The sequence below is a fragment of the Rhizobium sp. RCC_161_2 genome (assembly GCF_041355235.1).
Taxonomy (GTDB): Bacteria; Pseudomonadota; Alphaproteobacteria; order Rhizobiales; family Rhizobiaceae; genus Rhizobium.
Genome location: NZ_JBFUPL010000002.1, coordinates 86,433 through 102,770 on the forward strand (window position 1 = coordinate 86,433; position 16,338 = coordinate 102,770).

Genomic DNA, 16,338 nt, shown 5'->3' on the forward strand with positions numbered 1-16,338 from the left:
AGAAGCCTTAGCCTGGGAGAAGAGAGTTTAAGCAAGCGCATCTTTGCTGCTGATAATGGCGACGCCGCGCGTCCGCATCTCGTTGATTGCCGCCTGAACGCCGGCGGGATCGATGCCGCGGCTCGCATCCTCGATGAAGCGGACGGTGACGCCCGGTAGCATCTCGACGGCGTCGAGCGCTGAGAATTTCACGCAATAGTCTGTGGCTAGCCCGCAGAGATCGAGCTCGGTCACACCCTCGGCGCGCAGCTGCGCGGCAAGGCCGGTAAGGGCGGCCTGATCATTATCGCGGAAGGCCGAGTAGCTATCGACATCCGGCTTTTGGCCCTTCTGCTGGATGAAATCGATGCCGTCGACATTAAGGGCGGGGTGAAGCCGGGCGTCCTCGGTATTCTGGACGCAATGGTCCGGCCACATCATCTGCGGCTTGCCGGAGAGCATGCCCATTTCGAAGGGCTTCTTGCCGGGATGGGCGGAAGCGAAGCTGCCATGGCCGGCGGGGTGCCAATCCTGGGAGGCAAGGACCATGTCGTATTTGCCGCTGTCGATGAGTTTGTTGGCAATAGGCACCACCTGATCGCCTTCGGGAACCGGCAGATTGCCACCGGGGCAGAAACCGTTCTGGATGTCGATCAGCAGCAATGCTTTCATAAGGCCTGTCCTTCCGTTTCTGTTGCGCTGCACGATGCCAAGCGTTGCGCTGCGGATCAAGCCTTTTGCGCCGCGCCTGACGATCAGGCGCGGCGCAATGGTTTTCGAAAGCTTACGAGGGCTTGTGACCCTTGAGGCCGTAGAAGGCGATGTAGACGTAGCAGATGATCGGCATGAGGAAGGCGAGGTGGATGCCGATGGTGTCGGCAAGCCCGCCCTGGATCATCGGCAGGATGGCGCCGCCGACGATGGCGAGGCAAAGGATGCCGGAGCCCTGGCTCGTATATTTTCCGAGGCCATGCAGCGCCAGGCTGAAGATCGTCGGGAACATGATCGAGTTGAACAGGCCGATCGCCAGCACCGACCACATGGCGACATGGCCGGTCGTGAGCACGGTTACCAGAAGCAGGATGGCGACGATGATGGCATTGAAGGCCAGCGCCTTGCCGTCGTCGACATGGCGCATGACCAGCGAGCCGATGAACCGGCCGATCATGGCGCCACCCCAGAAGTAAGACACGTAATGCGCGGCTTCGGCCTCGGAGAAATGGGCGATATCCGGCTGGCTCAGAAAGTTGACGAGGAAGCTGCCGATGCTGACTTCGGCGCCGACATAGAGGAAGATGCCGACTGCGCCGAGGACGAGATGGCGATATTGCCAGGCGGAGCCGCCGCCGCGCATGGGTTCGATCGTTTCCTCATCTTCTACATCCGGCAGCTTCAGCGCCGCGAAGATGGCGGCGAGCAGCAAGAAGGCTGCACCAAGCATCAGGTAGGGGAGCTTCACAGCGCCGGCTTCAGCAAGCCTGATGGCGTCGAGCTGTTCCGGCGTCGCGTTGGTGGCAGCGACCGTTGCGGCCGAGAGGATCAGCATGGCGCCGAAGATCGGGGCGATGGTGGTGCCGAGCGAGTTGAAAGCCTGGGTCAGGTTCAGGCGGCTTGCGGCGGTATCCGGAGGCCCGAGCACGGTAACATAAGGGTTGGCCGCGACCTGCAGGATAGTGACGCCGGCGGCGAGCACGAAGAGGGCGCCCAGGAAGAGGGCGTAGATGCGATAACTGGCGGCCGGGATGAACAGGGCGCAGCCGATCGCGGCGATGACGAGGCCGACGACGATGCCCCATTTATAGCTGATGCGCTTTACCAGCGCGCCTGCCGGCAGCGACACGATAAAATAGGCGCCGAAGAAGCAGAGCTGGATCAGCATCGACTGGGTGTAGTTGAGCTGAAAGACGCTCTTCAGGTGCGGCACCAGAATGTCGTTCAGGCAGGTGATGAAACCCCACATGAAAAAGAGTGAGGTGAGTGCGATAAGCGCGAATTGATAATTACCCTGGCCCTGGTGCGCGGAGGCGCGACCGCCGGCGGGCGCAGAGCTTGTTGCTATGCCAGCCATTTTTTTATCCTCGATTTTTGTTTTTGCCAGGCGAGGGTGGGGCCCCTTCAGGTGTGCCGAACGGCAGGCTGGCAACGGCTTACCGAGACATCGCGGGAAGCGCGCTGACTCGAAGCCGCAGAACTCGATATAAGGGATTGGTCCGAGATTGGTAGCGTGCTAGCGATGCGGATTCCGCAGGGCAGGAGTGTCGAGGGCGGGAGGCTTAAGCAGCGCTCGCGTTGGCCACGTCGGTTTCATACACTCCGTCATCCTCGGGTCAAGCCCGAGGATGACGGAGCATGTGGAGGATGCGGAGGCACACGCAGAATTTAGTGTGCATTCTTCGTTATTGGTAGCCGTTCGACCCTCTGGTTCCAAACCAGAGGAGTCACGTCTCTCAAACCCGCTCCACAAACCCGTCCAAGACCCGCTTCTGCCCCGCCCGATCGAATTCGATCGTCAGCTTATTCCCCTCGACACCCGAGACATTGCCGTTGCCGAACTTGATGTGGAACACGCGGTCGCCGACGAAGAATTTTGAGGGCTCGGAGGAGGTGGATTTGGCGATGAGTTCGCCGTCGATGGTGCGGGTTTTGGGGCCGCTTTCGCCGTAACCGATGCGCTCGACGGCGTGGCCGGAGCGGGAGCCCCAGTTGTCGCGGGTGGCGTCGGTCTTGTTCGCCTGGGCGCGTTTCCAGCCGGGAGTGGAATAGGAATTGGCGAAGGGCTCGGCCTTGTCGAAGCGCGATTGGCCATAGCCGCCGCGGCCGTAACCGCCGTAGGATTGCTCCACTTCCGCGACTTCGACATGGGTGACAGGCAGTTCGTCGAGGAAGCGCGACGGGATGGTCGACTGCCAGAGACCGTGGATGCGGCGGTTGGAGACAAACCAGATGTGGCAGCGGCGCTTGGCGCGGGTGAGGCCGACATAGGCGAGGCGGCGTTCTTCCTCCAGCCCGGCGCGGCCGCTTTCGTCGAGCGAGCGCTGATGCGGGAACAAGCCTTCCTCCCAGCCGGGCAGGAAAACGGTTTCGAATTCCAGGCCCTTGGCGGAGTGCAGCGTCATGATGGAGACGGCATCGAGATTTTCGTTCTGCTCGACGTCCATCACCAGGGCGACGTGCTCGAGGAAGCCGCGCATGGATTCAAAACTGTCCATCGAGCGGATGAGTTCCTTCAGGTTTTCCAGCCGTCCGGGCGCTTCCGCCGATTTGTCGTTCTTCCACATGTCGGTGTAGCCGGACTCTTCGAGGATCTGCTCGGCAAGTTCGGTGTGCGGCGTGTTTTCGAGCAGGCCCTGCCAGCGGCGGAAGGATTGCACGACGTCGAACAAAGCCTTGCGCGGCTTCGGCTTCATCTCGTCGGTCTCGATGATGTCGGCTGATGCCGCCAGCATCGGGATATCGCGGACGCGGGCATAGTCGTGCAGGGCGCGCACCGTGGTGTCGCCGAGGCCGCGCTTCGGTGTGTTGACGATCCGCTCGAAGGCGAGATCGTCGGCCGGCTGGCAGACCAGGCGAAAATAGGCCATGGCGTCGCGGATTTCGAGGCGCTCGTAGAAGCGAGGGCCGCCGACGACGCGATAATTGAGGCCGAGCGTGACGAAACGGTCTTCGAATTCGCGCATCTGGAAGGAGGCGCGCACCAGGATCGCCATGTCGTTCAGCTTGTGCTGATTGCGCTGGAGCTGCTCGATCTCCTCACCGATGGCGCGGGCTTCCTCCTCGGAATCCCAGGAGGCGTGCACCTGCACCTTGATATCGTCAGGGTCAGAGCGATCGGTGAACAGCGTCTTGCCGAGGCGGCCCTCATTATGGGCGATCAGATGGGCAGCGGCGCCGAGAATATGTTCGGTGGAGCGATAGTTGCGCTCCAGCTTGATCACCTTGGCGCCGGGAAAATCCTTTTCGAAGCGCAGGATATTGTCCACTTCCGCGCCGCGCCAGCCATAGATCGACTGGTCGTCGTCGCCGACGCAGCAGACATTCTGCAACTCGCCCTTCGGCCGCTGCGCCAGCAGGCGCAGCCACATATACTGCGCCGTGTTGGTGTCCTGATACTCGTCGACGAGAATGTAGCGGAAGCGCTGGTGATAGTCTTTCAGCACATCCGGATTCTGCCGGAACATGTTGATCGGATGCAGCAAAAGGTCGCCGAAGTCGCAGGCGTTGAGCGTCTTCAGGCGGTTCTGGTAGGCAGCATAGAGTTCGCGGCCCTTGCCGTTGGCAAAGGCGCGGGCGTCGCCCTCCGGAATCTCCGCGGGACCAAGACCCTTGTTCTTCCAGCTGTCGATCATCCCGGCGAATTGTTTGGCGGGCCAGCGCTTGTCGTCGATGCCTTCCGCCTGGATCAGCTGTTTGATCAGGCGGATGACGTCGTCAGTGTCGAGAATGGTGAAGCTGGAGGAGAGGCCGACCAGCTCGGAATGACGGCGCAGCAGCTTGACGCCGATCGAGTGGAACGTGCCGAGCCAGGGCATGCCCTCGACCGCGCCGCCGACGAGCAGGGCAACGCGCTCCTTCATCTCGCGGGCCGCCTTATTGGTAAAGGTGACGGCGAGGATCTGGCTGGGGAAGGCGCGGTTGGTGGAGAGGATATGGGCAATGCGGGTCGTCAGCACCCGCGTCTTGCCGGTGCCGGCGCCGGCGAGCACGAGAACCGGCCCGTCCAGCGTCTCTACCGCTTCCGTCTGTTCCGGATTGAGGCCGGTGAGATAGTCGGGCCGCCGGCCGCCATCGCGCGCCGCCATGGCGCGGGCCGCAATACCGCCGCCTACACTGGTGGGGCCGGGGGCTGGCGCGGGCCGGCGCGGAACCAGGTGTTCCGGCTCTTCGTCGAAGAAGGGAATGTCGTCATGTCCGATGGTCATGAGGTTCAATGTAATGATTCTGCCCTGAAAGGCAAAAGAAACGGCCCAAAAATAGAACAAAAAGTGCACATTCACAGGTGTATGGAGGTTATCAAGAGGCTATCCCACCCCTGAACAGGGATGTGGGGATGCAAATGAAATGCCTCGTTGTCCCCGCCAAGATTACAACTTTGTCATAATGCGTGGCAAAGCTTGCCGCATATGTTCAAAAAAACGATATTGCAGCAAATCGGGCACAATCCTGCGTTATATCGCGATTTGCCCTAGGGGTGGCCTCAGTAAGTGCGCTGGGTGCGATGAGGCCATATAAAACTGACGACGCGATTTCATCGCCTCTGACAACGAGCCGGAGACGTGCATGACCGCCTGGAAGCAGCTTTCCTTGTCTTTTCTGTTGCTAGCGGCAGGTATTGCCGCTGTGGTGGTTTTCGTGCCCGGCACGGCTGGATTGCTGCGGGCAGTTGGCGTCCCTGAAGCCGTCGTGGGGGCTATTGCGCCTGGCGAAAGCACCAAGAGTGAGAAGGCAGCGAATGGCGGTGCGCGGCGTGGCGCCGATAAGCCGCTGGTGGTGACCGAGGCCGTGGTCAGCGGCGTGGTCAATGATCGCCTGAGCGCCATCGGCACCGGCGATGCCATACGCTCCGTCGTCGTCATGCCGCAGGCAACGGGCACGATCCGCGAAATCCTCATCAAGTCCGGCGACCATGTAAAGCAGGGACAGGTGCTGGCCCGTCTTGACGATGACGAGCAGATCATTGCGCGCGGTCAGGCGGAGGTGGCCTTGAAAAGTGCCGTCGAGAAGTCGCAGCTCTATCACAACATCAAATCCAGTGTGTCGCGCATGGAGGTCTTCGATTCCGAGATCGTCGAGCAGGGCGCACGGCTGGCGCTGAAATCGGCCGAGCTGGCGCTGAAGCGCCGGGATATCGTTGCGCCGATCGATGGTATCGTCGGTATCGTTCCCGTCGTCATCGGCGACAATGTCACGACGACGACCAGCATCGTCACGCTCGACGACCGCTCGGAAGTCCTGGTCGATTACTGGGTACCGGAGCGGTTTGCCAATACGGTCAAGGTCGATCAGCCGGTTGAGGCGACGTCGGTGGCGCGGCCGGGACGGTTGTTCTCCGGCGTGGTCGAGGCGGTCGACAACCGCGTCGATGGCGCCAGCCGTACCTTGCGGATCCGCGCCCGTATCGACAATGCCACGGACGAGTTGCGCGCCGGGATGTCCTTCAATGTCGGCATGCGCTTTGCCGGCGAAACCTATCCTTCCGTCGATCCGCTGTCGGTGCAGTGGGACGGCGAAGGCTCCTATGTCTGGCGTGTCATCGACGGCAAGTCGTCCAAGGTGCGTGTCAGTGTCGTGCAACGCAATCCGGATGCGGTGCTGGTTCAAGCCGATCTCAAGGACGGTGATCGGATCGTCACCGAGGGGTTGCAGCGCGTGACCGAGGGCGGCGCGGTGCGCCTTGCCCGCGAAGTGGCCGAGGCCACGGAGGCCGTCACGCAATGATGGGGCACGGCAACGATACCGGCGATGGGGCCGGGACTGGCACTGGCTCCGGCAAGCAGGCTTTTACCGCGCTTTTCGTGCGCCGGCCGATCCTGGCGCTGGTCTTCAACACGCTGATGGTCGTTGCCGGCCTTGCCGCCTATTTCGGTGTCGAGGTGCGCGAATTGCCTGACGTCGACCGCCCGGTCGTCACCGTGCGGACCATGTTTGACGGCGCTGCGCCGCAGACGGTGGATCAGGAACTGACCAAGGTCATCGAGGGCGCGGTCGCCCGAGTCAGCGGCCTGAAATCCGTGTCCTCCAGTTCCTCCTTCGGCCAGAGCCGGGTGACGCTCGAATTTTCCGACACCATCGATCTCTCGGTTGCGGCCAACGATGTTCGCGATGCGATCGGACGCATCACCGAGCAGCTGCCCGACGAGGCGGACGCGCCGCAGATCGTCAAGGCGGATTCGGATTCGCAGCCGATCATGCGGCTTGCCGTCACCTCCAATACGCTCACCATGGACGACCTGACGCAGCTCGTCGACAACGAGATCACCGACCGGCTCGCCTCCGTCGATGGCGTTGCCGATGTCGAGCTCTATGGCGACCAGGAGAAAGTTTTCCGCATCGATGTCGATCAGGGAGCGCTTGCCGGGCGAGGGCTGACGATCGGCGATCTGACGACGGCGCTGGCGACAGCGGCGCTCGATGTGCCGGCGGGATCGCTGAAGAGCAATCGGCAGGATATCGTCGTGCGCGCCACGGCCGCGTTGCAGACCCCCGAGGATTTCTCGCGGCTGATCATCAAGGATCGCGTCCGGCTTGCCGATGTCGCAACCGTGACGCTCGGTCCCCGCGATGGGACCACGGCGCTGCGTTCCAACGGTGTACAGGGCATCGGCCTCGGCATCATCCGGCAGGCGCAATCGAACACGCTCAACATCTCCAACGGCGTGAAAGCCGTGGTGGCGCAGCTGTCGAAATCTTTGCCTGAGGGAACCCGCATCGCGATCACCAGCGATGACGCCGTGTTCATCCAGGGGGCGATCCATGAGGTGGTGCTGGCGCTGATACTCTCTGCGCTGATCGTCACGATCGTCATCTACCTCTTCCTGCGCGACTGGCGCGCGACGCTGATCCCGGCGGTCACCATGCCCGTGGCGCTGACCGGAACGCTGGCAGCGCTCTACATGGTCGGTTTTTCCATCAACATCCTGACGCTGCTGGCGATCGTGCTTGCCACCGGCCTCGTGGTCGACGATGCCATCGTCGTGCTCGAAAATATCGTTCGGCGAAGATCGGAGAAGATGGGACCGCGCGCGGCGGCGGTGCTCGGCACGCGCGAGGTCTTCTTCGCTGTCATCGCGACGACGGCGACGCTTGCCGCCGTCTTCATTCCGCTGTCCTTCCTGCCGGGGCAGGTGGGTGGCCTGTTCCGCGAATTCGGCTTCGTGCTCGCTTTCTCCGTCGGCCTGTCATCGATCGTGGCGCTGACGCTTTGTCCGATGCTGGCCTCGCGCATGCTGACCAAGGAGATGCGCGAGGATCACGGCATGCTCGGCCGTTTCGGCGAGCTGTTTTCCGGTGTCTATCGCCGTACGCTCGGGGCCTGCCTGAATGCGCCGTTGGTGGTCATCGTCTTCTGCGCGATCTTTTCCGCCGCCGCGATCTTCGCTTTCCTGGGCGTCAAGAGCGAGCTGACGCCGAATGAGGACCGCGCCATGGTGATGCTCAGGCTGACCACACCGCAAGGTGCCAGCCTCGATTACACCAAGGATCAGTTGCAGCGTGTGGAAGAAAACCTGCAGCCCCTGATGGACAGCGGCGATATCCGCAATGTCTACGCGATCTCCGGACAGAACGGACAGGTGAATACCGGCTTCATGGTATTGACGCTGGCGCCCTGGAGCGAGCGTCACCGCACGCAGACCGACATCGTTGCCGATATCAACCGGGCGATGGCCCGCGTGCCGGCGTTGCGCGGCAACGTCTTCCAGTCAAACAGTCTGCGCATCCGTGGTGCCGGCAGCGGCGTGCAGATGGCACTGACGGGCAATGATCACGAGGCATTGACGCAGGCGGCGCTGAAGCTGGTGCAGGCACTGGACGCCACCGGGCAATTCGACACGCCGCGTCTCAACAATGAGCCGACCCAGGCGCAGGTCTCCGTCGCGATCGACCGCGAGCGCGCTTCCGATCTCGGTGTCGACATCACCGGCCTGTCGACGGCGCTGCAATCGCTGCTCGAGGGTCGCTCCGTTGTCGATGTCTTCGTCAAGGGCGAGGCCTATCCGGTGCTGCTGACCTCGACCATGCGGCCGATCGACGATCCGACCGATCTCGAAAACGTCTTCCTGAAGACCGGCGACGGCAAGATCGTGCCGATGTCGGTCATCGCCAGCCTGAAGGAAGGGGCGGTCGCGCCGCAGCTCACCCGCGAGCAGCAACTGGCATCGGTCGCGATCACCGCCGGCCTCAAGAACAACATGTCGCTCGGCCAGGCCGTGGAGGAAGTCACGCGCATCGCCGCGCCGCTTCTGCCGCCCGGCGCGCGCCTGATCCCGCTCGCGGAAGCGGCGACGCTGCAGGAGAATTCCAGCGGCATGGCGCTTACCTTCGGTTTCGCCATCATCATCATCTTCCTGGTGCTTGCCGCGCAGTTCGAGAGCGTGCTGTCGTCGCTGATCATCATGTCGACGGTGCCGCTCGGCCTTGCCTGCGCGGTCTTTGCGCTCGTCATCACCGGTTCCAGCCTTAACATCTACAGCCAGATCGGCCTGGTGCTGCTGGTCGGCGTCATGGCGAAGAACGGCATCTTGATCGTGGAGTTCGCTAATCAGCTGCGCGATGCCGGTGAGGGCGTGCGCGAGGCGATCGAGAGGGCCTGCGCGCTGCGTCTACGCCCGGTGATGATGACCATGATCGCGACCATCCTCGGCGGTGTGCCCCTGGTGTTTGCGCATGGGGCGGGAGCGGAAGCACGCATCGCGCTTGGCTGGGTGATTGTCGGCGGCCTCGGTTTCGCGACCCTGGTGACGCTTTACGTCACGCCAGTCGCTTATCTCCTGATCGCCCGCTTCGCCAAGCCGCAGGCACACGAGGAGCAGCGATTGCACGAGGAAATGTCGGATGCGGCGCTCAGGGCGAAGCTGACGAAACTCAGGGCGGCGGAGTAATCGCGCCTTTCGGCGTAATAGATAAATCGATTTCAACCAAAGATTTATAGTAACTCGACCGTTTCGATTAGCTGTTTATTAAACATGATTGTTAATCATAGGTGCCTGTAACCACCCGAGTTCAGGCGCTTTTTTTGCCGGACTCACGTTCGCCGACATGGTCGGCCCGCCTGCATGAGCGCTCGCGGCATGGTTCCAATGTCTCCTTGTGCCTGTTGTGTATCGTTGCGTCCGGAGTTCGTGTGTCGTGAGTATTTTTTCGACCTTCATCAGGGTTAGTCCCTCCGTCAATACCGCCCTTGAAGTCCTCAGAAACACCCAGTCAGATTTGAATGTCGCCCAGCGCCAGGTGTCGTCGGGCCTGCGCGTTCAGACCGCCAAGGACGACGCCACCTATTGGCGGATTTCGACATTGACGCGCACCGATATCGGCGCCGTGTCGGCCGTGCAGGATGCGCTCGGGCTTGCCTCCGCCACGGTGAGCACCGCCTCCACAGGCGTTACCAGCGCAATTGATATCGTCACCCAGATCAGGTCGAAACTGGTGAGCGCCTACGAGGGCAGCGTCGACAAGACCAAACTCAATGACGAGATCACCCAGCTCAGGGATCAGCTTCGCAGTGTCGGCCAGTCCGCGAGCTTCAATGGCGTCAACTGGATCGTGCTTCAGGACGGCGAGGATCCGACTGAACCGCATCGAATCCCCGGTTCGGTCATCCGCAACACCGACGGCACCATTTCAATCGGGATGTTGAACTATGAAGGCGTCACCTCGACCAGCGGCTCCATCGCATCGACGGATGCGCGATATCTCATCGACGATCAGTCCGGCGGTACCGGCGGTTATGGCGTACTCACCTCCACCGCCTTTGCGACGGAAGCTGGTGCGGCCCAGAATTATGTGTTGGTCAGCAGCAAGTATGGCGACACCAGCGGACAGGTGGAAATCTCGCTCGACGCGAATACGACGAACGGCGCTTTGACGGACATGGTCAATACCGTCACCTCCATGCTGCATCAATTGAACACGATAGGCTCGGCCTTCGGCTCCCTGGAAACACGCGTCAACCTGCAGAGCGAATTTGCCAGCAGCCTCAGTGATTCGCTCACCAGTGGCGTTGGCAAGCTTGTCGATGCGGACATGGAGCAGCAGTCGAGCAAGCTATTGGCGTTGCAGACCCAGCAACAGTTGGGGATACAATCGCTATCGATCGCCAATGCGAGCTACAATACGCTGACGCAACTCTTCCAGAATTTCTAAGGGTAGGGCTAGTGTTGCCGTTCGCTTTCGCAAATGCCAATGATACCGGAATGGTAAAAGGTAGAGATGCGTGCATGCTTATCACGTCAGTCGTGTTAGCCATTTTTTCGCTTGGCTGGAGTGTGCGTGGTGCTCTCAGAGGTAGCCTCAATGCAATGGTAATCTGGCTCGGTTTCTCAATGTTCTGGGGCCTGATGTCCATCATGTTTTCTATGGCCCAAGCCCAACGCTAAAAGATTGTTGCCGAAACGGCTCTCATCCAAAAGATATAAGGTCCTCATAGATTTCGCTTCATCATATTGCCGCAATGCTCCATATCTGCTTCGGACCATCGAACCGGAGAGCGACGATTCCATGATCAAAAAAATTGCCATTCTTGCCATCTCGGCAGCCTTTCTTAATGCATGCACGACGACCGACCCCTATACGGGTGAGCAGAAAGTCTCCAATACGGCCGGGGGCGCCGCGATCGGTGCCGGCGTCGGCGCGGTTGCCGGTCTTCTCATCGGTCATTCGCCGGCTTCGCGCCGCAACGCCGCGCTGATCGGCGCCGGTGTCGGGGCGCTCGCAGGGGCCGGTATCGGCAACTACATGGATCAGCAGGAATCCGAACTGCGTGCGCAGTTGCAGGGCACGGGCGTTTCCGTTACCCGCGTAGGCGACCGCATCATCCTGAACATGCCGTCGGCCATCACCTTCGATATCGACCGGGACGAGATCAAGCCGGAATTCTTCGCGACGCTGAACTCGGTCGCGATCGTGCTGCGCAAATTCAACCGCACGCTGATCGACGTCAACGGCCATACGGATTCGACCGGCAGCCTGCAGCATAACCAGGACCTGTCCGAGCGCCGCGCCGGCTCGGTTGCTTCCTATCTCGGCAGCCAGGGGATTGACCAGCGCCGCGTTTCGGCCGTCGGCTTCGGCCCGACGCAGCCGGTTGCCAGCAACGCCAACGAATCCGGCCGCGCCCAGAACCGCCGCGTCGAAATCCAGATCGCGCCGATCACGCAGAACGGCTGATCTGGCATCAGCATTTGACATGAAGACGGCCGGGTTTGCGACCCGGCCGTTTTGTTTGAAGGCTATTCCCTCACGCGTGCATCGTCGCGCCCTTGGTGATCTTGTCGACGATCTTCTTGTCGGCGCGCAGCGCGATGCCGACGACCTTGGCGTCTTCGGGGGTAAACTCAGAAAAGACCGCGCGGTTGGCAGCGTCATGGCCGGTTGAGAACATTTCCTCGATGAAGATCGAGGAGGTGACGCCGCGTTCCAGCGAGCGGCGATGGATCGTAGCGATCGTTTCCTCGTCGGCGGATAACACGATCATTGGCTGGATCGACAGGGCGTTGTAGCGATTGCCCGCGCGATCGCTGTAGGGCTCGCCGATAATATCCGGAAACTGCCCGGCAATCCCGGTCGAGAGGAAGGCGGTCACGTTCAGTTTTTGCCAGGACTGAAGATTGTTTCGCAGAACGATCGCGATTTTGGTATCAAACATCGGTAGCCACTTTCATGCTGTCTGGGAATGAGCAATTGCACGAAGAGATAGCCGGTCGGGCCTTTGAGGGTCTTGAACGTTTGTGCGTGGGGCCGGACGCGAACCGTATCGTCTCGGCGCCTGCCTATCCCGGGATCGAGCGCATTCATGCGCAATTCCATGGCGACGCCTTCGATTTGCACCGACACGATACTTATGCCCTTGGCGTCACCATTCGCGGCGTGCAGACCTTTAGCTATCGCGGCGAGCGCCGCTACAGCCTGCCGGGCCGGGTGATTATCCTTCACCCAGACGAGGTGCATGACGGCGGTGCGGCGACCGATGACGGGCTGATCTACCGCATGCTCTATCTCGAACCGTCGATGCTGATGCAATGCCTGGAAGCGGCGGGCATCGGCCTGCCTTTCGTCGATGAGCCGGTGATCGAGGATGACCGTCTCGCCGGTCTGCTATTGGGAGCACTTGGCGAACTCGACCGCGAGCTGGACGAGCTTTTCGTCGACGATTTCATCTCACGCATGGCGACAGGGCTCGCCTTGCATGCGCGCCTGCCGCAGAAGCCCTTGGGACTTATCGCCTGGGGCCAGGTCAAAACGGCGCGGGATTATCTGGAGGCGCATGCCATGCGCGGCGTTCGTTCGGAGGAACTGGAGCGCGTCACCGGCCTCGATCGTTTCGCGCTGTCACGCCATTTCCGCGCCGCCTTCGCCACCAGCCCGCATCGTTTCCTGCTGATGCGGCGGCTGCAGCGGGCCAAGGCGATGATCGGCGACGGCGAGCCGATTGCCGAAGTCGCGACGGCCACGGGTTTTGCCGACCAAAGCCATCTGACGCGGCATTTCAAGAAGGCGTTCGGCATGGCGCCGGGCGCATGGGGTGGAATGGTCGGTGCTGCACGACTATCGGCGCGGCACCTATAAGCAGGCTCTCCGGCAATGCTCAGAGCATGCCAAGGAACTGCTTGAGTTCCGCCGTTTTCGGATTGGCGAAGACGTCGCCCGGCGGCCCGATTTCATGGACGCGACCCTGATGCATGAAGACGACGCGTGAGCAGACGTCGCGGGCGAACCTCATCTCATGCGTTACCATCAGCAGTGTCATGCCTTCGCTGGCGAGCTCTCGGACAACTGCGAGAACCTCGGCCACCAGCTCGGGGTCGAGCGCGGAGGTGATCTCGTCGCAGAGGAGCGCGATCGGCTGCATGGCAAGAGCCCGGGCAATGGCGACACGCTGCTGCTGGCCGCCCGAGAGTTCGTCGGGAAAGGCGTCGAACTTGTGCTCGAGACCGACGCGGTCGAGCATGCGCCGCGCCATAGCCTCGGCATCGGCCTTGGAGGTCTTCTTGACGACCATCTGCGAGAGCATGACGTTGCGGCCGGCGCTTAGGTGCGGAAATAGGTTGAACTGCTGGAAGATCATCCCGACCTTCAGCCGCAATGCCTTCAAATGCAGCTCGTCGGGCAGAAGCTGGGCGCCGGCCACGGAAATCGAACCGTCGTTGATGTTCTCGAGCCCGTTGATGCAGCGCAGAAGCGTCGATTTGCCCGAGCCGCTCTTGCCGATGATGGCGATCACCTCGCCGGGCTCGACGTCGAGGTTGATGCCTTTCAGCACCTCGTTCTCGCCAAAGCTTTTGCGGACTTCAGTGACCTCGATGAGCGACATTCAGTTTCCTTTCCAGGATCTGGCTGCTCTTCGACAGCGGCCAGCACAGGGCAAAATAGATAAGGGCGACGAAGCCGTAGACGGTGAACGGCTGGAACGTCGCATTGGTGATGATCGTGCCGGCCTTCGACAGCTCGACGAAGCCGATGATCGAGGTGAGGGCCGTGCCCTTGACCACCTGTACCGAGAAGCCGACCGTCGGTGGGACGGCGATGCGGAGCGCCTGCGGCAGGATGACGTAGCGCATCTGCTGGAGGTAACCCATGCCAAGGCTGGCGGAGGCCTCCCATTGACCTTTCGCCACGGCCTCGACGCAGCCGCGCCAGATCTCGATGAGGAAGGCTGAGGACCAGAGGATGAGGGCGACGCCTGCGGCGAGCCATGCCGGCACGTCGATGCCGAAGAGCCCGAGGCCGAAGAAGGCGAGGAAGAGCTGCATCAGCAGCGGCGTGCCCTGAAAAAGCTCGACGAAATATTTGACGGCAACGCGGGCGACCTTGTTCTTGCCGATGCGTAAGAAGAGGAGGATCGCACCGACGGTGCCGCCGCCGATGAAAGAAACGAGCGAGAGCAGAACGGTCCAGCGCGTGGCGAGCAGAAGGCCGCGCAGAATATCCCAGGTGGTGAATTGAATCATCGGCGGACCCTGCGCGGAAAGATGAGCGAACCGGCGGCGGCAAGCAGTTGCCGCAGGATGATGGCCAGAAGCAGATAGATCGCCGTGGAGACGAAATAGGCTTCGAAGGCGCGGAAGGAGCGGGACTGGATGAAGTTCGCCGCAAATGTCAGGTCCTCGGCGGCGATCTGCGAGACGACGGCGGAGCCGAGCATGACGATGACAACCTGCGACGACAGGGCCGGCCAGATGCGCTGGAGCGAGGGAACGAGAATGACGTGGCGGAAGGTCTCGAACGGCGTCATCGCCAGGCTGGCGCCGGCCTCGAACTGGCCGCGCGGCGTTGCCTGGATTCCGGCACGGATGATCTCGCAGCTATAGGCGCCGAGATTGACGATCATGGCGAGATTGGCCGCCGTGATTTCGCTCATGTGAATGCCGATGCCGGGCAGGCCGAAGAAGATGAAGAAAAGCTGGATCAGGAACGGTGTGTTACGGATCAGCTCGACATAAGCAGCAACAATCGGCTTGAGCCAGCGGGGACCCAGAGCTCGCGCCCAGGCGCAGGCAATGCCGAGCGCGATGCCGACCACCGCACCGACCAGGGTCAGTTCTATAGTGACGAGGACGCCCTTGATCAGAACCGGATAGTATTCGGCGAGCCAGCCGAAGTCGAAGTGATAGCGCATGAAATGGTGCCTCGCTCGGCTCCGGCCGCACCATCGGATGAGGGCACGGCCGGGCTTGCGTTAATCAGAAACCGGCGGGGAGGTCGGCGCCCAGCCATTTCTGCGATATCTTGCCGAGCGTACCATCGGCCTTGGCGGCGGCGATGATGTCGTTGACCTTCTTCTGCAGCGCGGGTTCGCTCTTGTTCAGTCCGATGAAGCAGGGGGAGTTGGTGATGAGGAACTTCATCTCCGGCTTCTTCGGCGGGTTTTTGGCAAGGATCGCGGCGGCGACGACGTTGCCGGTGGCGACCAGGTCGACCTGACCCGACAGGAAGGCGGAGATAGTGCCGTTATTGTCTTCGTAGCGCTTGATCGTCGCATCCTGAGGGGCGACCTTCGTCAGCGCCAGGTCTTCGATGGCGCCGCGCGTGACACCGATCGTTTTGCCGGAGAGATCCTCGGGCTTGGTGGCGGTGACGTCGGCGGGGCCGAAGACGCCATTGAAGAAGGGCGCATAGGCGTCGGTGAAGTCGATGACGGCCTGGCGTTCGGCATTCTTGCCGAGGCTCGAAATCACCAGATCGACCTTGTTTGTCTGGAGATAGGGAATGCGGTTGGCGCTGGTGACCGGTACCAACTCGGTCTTCACGCCGAGTTTCTCGCCAATCAGGTTTGCCATGTCGATGTCATAGCCCATGGGCGCCATGTCCGGTCCGACGCTGCCGAAAGGCGGGAAGTCCTGGGGAACGGCAACGCGGATAGTGCCGCGCGAGGTGATATCGCTCAAGGCGTCCGCCCGGGCTGCCTGCGGGCTCGACAGCGACCCCATCGCCAGCATCGCCATACCCAGTGCCGTGAGCAATTGTCTGCGCTTCATCGAATGTCCTTCCAAACGTGGCTATGTGTAACAGCCGGACAGCACGCAAGAGGTATGCCAGTCGGTTGAAGGATAGGATCGCTCGCTCAAGACGTGCTCTCTCTCAGAGGGAATTTTGCGGCAAATGCACATTTTTCCGGGTTTTGCTTAAAAAATAAGCATAATTGCCGGT

13 protein-coding genes are annotated in these 16,338 nt (G+C 61.4%); 5 read left to right on the forward strand and 8 right to left on the reverse strand.

Annotated elements, in window-relative coordinates:
- Positions 1-27 precede the first annotated feature (27 nt).
- From pncA to AB6803_RS04565, 3 genes are all read right to left on the reverse strand, one after another.
- Positions 28-651 carry a bifunctional nicotinamidase/pyrazinamidase gene (gene pncA, locus AB6803_RS04555; RefSeq protein WP_371107776.1) on the reverse strand — a complete coding sequence of 208 codons (624 nt, stop codon included), beginning with the start codon at positions 649-651 and terminating at the stop codon, positions 28-30.
- Positions 652-763: 112 nt separating this feature from the next.
- A complete protein-coding gene (gene fucP, locus AB6803_RS04560; RefSeq protein ID WP_012651798.1) occupies positions 764-2,047 on the reverse strand; it encodes an L-fucose:H+ symporter permease in 1,284 nt (427 codons plus the stop codon).
- A 379-nt stretch (positions 2,048-2,426) separates the two neighbouring features.
- Positions 2,427-4,898, reverse strand: a complete 2,472-nt coding sequence (locus AB6803_RS04565) for an ATP-dependent helicase (protein ID WP_371108322.1) — start codon at positions 4,896-4,898, stop codon at positions 2,427-2,429.
- A 358-nt stretch (positions 4,899-5,256) separates the two neighbouring features.
- Between AB6803_RS04565 and AB6803_RS04570 the strand changes: the two genes are divergently transcribed.
- From AB6803_RS04570 to AB6803_RS04585, 4 genes are all read left to right on the forward strand, one after another.
- Positions 5,257-6,414, forward strand: coding sequence for an efflux RND transporter periplasmic adaptor subunit (locus AB6803_RS04570; RefSeq protein ID WP_371107777.1), 1,158 nt, complete (start codon positions 5,257-5,259; stop codon positions 6,412-6,414).
- Positions 6,411-9,575 (forward strand): efflux RND transporter permease subunit, encoded by a 3,165-nt coding sequence (locus AB6803_RS04575; protein ID WP_371107778.1) that lies wholly within the window; start codon positions 6,411-6,413, stop codon positions 9,573-9,575. The genes AB6803_RS04570 and AB6803_RS04575 overlap by 4 nt, the downstream gene beginning before the upstream one ends.
- 247 nt (positions 9,576-9,822) lie before the next feature.
- Positions 9,823-10,836 (forward strand): flagellin, encoded by a 1,014-nt coding sequence (locus tag AB6803_RS04580; protein WP_371107779.1) that lies wholly within the window; start codon positions 9,823-9,825, stop codon positions 10,834-10,836.
- A 354-nt stretch (positions 10,837-11,190) separates the two neighbouring features.
- Positions 11,191-11,859, forward strand: coding sequence for an OmpA family protein (locus AB6803_RS04585; RefSeq protein WP_371107780.1), 669 nt, complete (start codon positions 11,191-11,193; stop codon positions 11,857-11,859).
- A gap of 70 nt (positions 11,860-11,929) precedes the next feature.
- On the opposite strand, the gene AB6803_RS04590 is transcribed toward AB6803_RS04585, so the two are convergent.
- The gene (locus AB6803_RS04590) at positions 11,930-12,337 is read right to left on the reverse strand and encodes a DUF2000 family protein (protein ID WP_371107781.1); all 408 of its coding nucleotides are present in this window, start codon (positions 12,335-12,337) and stop codon (positions 11,930-11,932) included.
- Between the two features lie 14 nt (positions 12,338-12,351).
- On the opposite strand from AB6803_RS04590, the gene AB6803_RS04595 reads away from it, so the two are divergent.
- Entirely contained in the window at positions 12,352-13,257 is a 906-nt protein-coding gene (locus AB6803_RS04595) for an AraC family ligand binding domain-containing protein (protein WP_371107782.1), read from the forward strand.
- 19 nt (positions 13,258-13,276) lie between these two features.
- On the opposite strand, the gene AB6803_RS04600 is transcribed toward AB6803_RS04595, so the two are convergent.
- The 4 genes from AB6803_RS04600 to AB6803_RS04615 form a co-directional block, all read right to left on the reverse strand.
- On the reverse strand, positions 13,277-14,002 hold the full coding sequence (locus AB6803_RS04600) for an amino acid ABC transporter ATP-binding protein (protein ID WP_371107783.1): 726 nt from the start codon (positions 14,000-14,002) through the stop codon (positions 13,277-13,279).
- On the reverse strand, positions 13,980-14,639 hold the full coding sequence (locus tag AB6803_RS04605) for an amino acid ABC transporter permease (RefSeq protein WP_153365266.1): 660 nt from the start codon (positions 14,637-14,639) through the stop codon (positions 13,980-13,982). The genes AB6803_RS04600 and AB6803_RS04605 overlap by 23 nt, the downstream gene beginning before the upstream one ends.
- Positions 14,636-15,307, reverse strand: coding sequence for an amino acid ABC transporter permease (locus AB6803_RS04610; protein WP_371107784.1), 672 nt, complete (start codon positions 15,305-15,307; stop codon positions 14,636-14,638). The genes AB6803_RS04605 and AB6803_RS04610 overlap by 4 nt, the downstream gene beginning before the upstream one ends.
- A 64-nt stretch (positions 15,308-15,371) precedes the next feature.
- Positions 15,372-16,133 (reverse strand): transporter substrate-binding domain-containing protein, encoded by a 762-nt coding sequence (locus AB6803_RS04615; protein ID WP_371108323.1) that lies wholly within the window; start codon positions 16,131-16,133, stop codon positions 15,372-15,374.
- Positions 16,134-16,338: the final 205 nt, after the last annotated feature.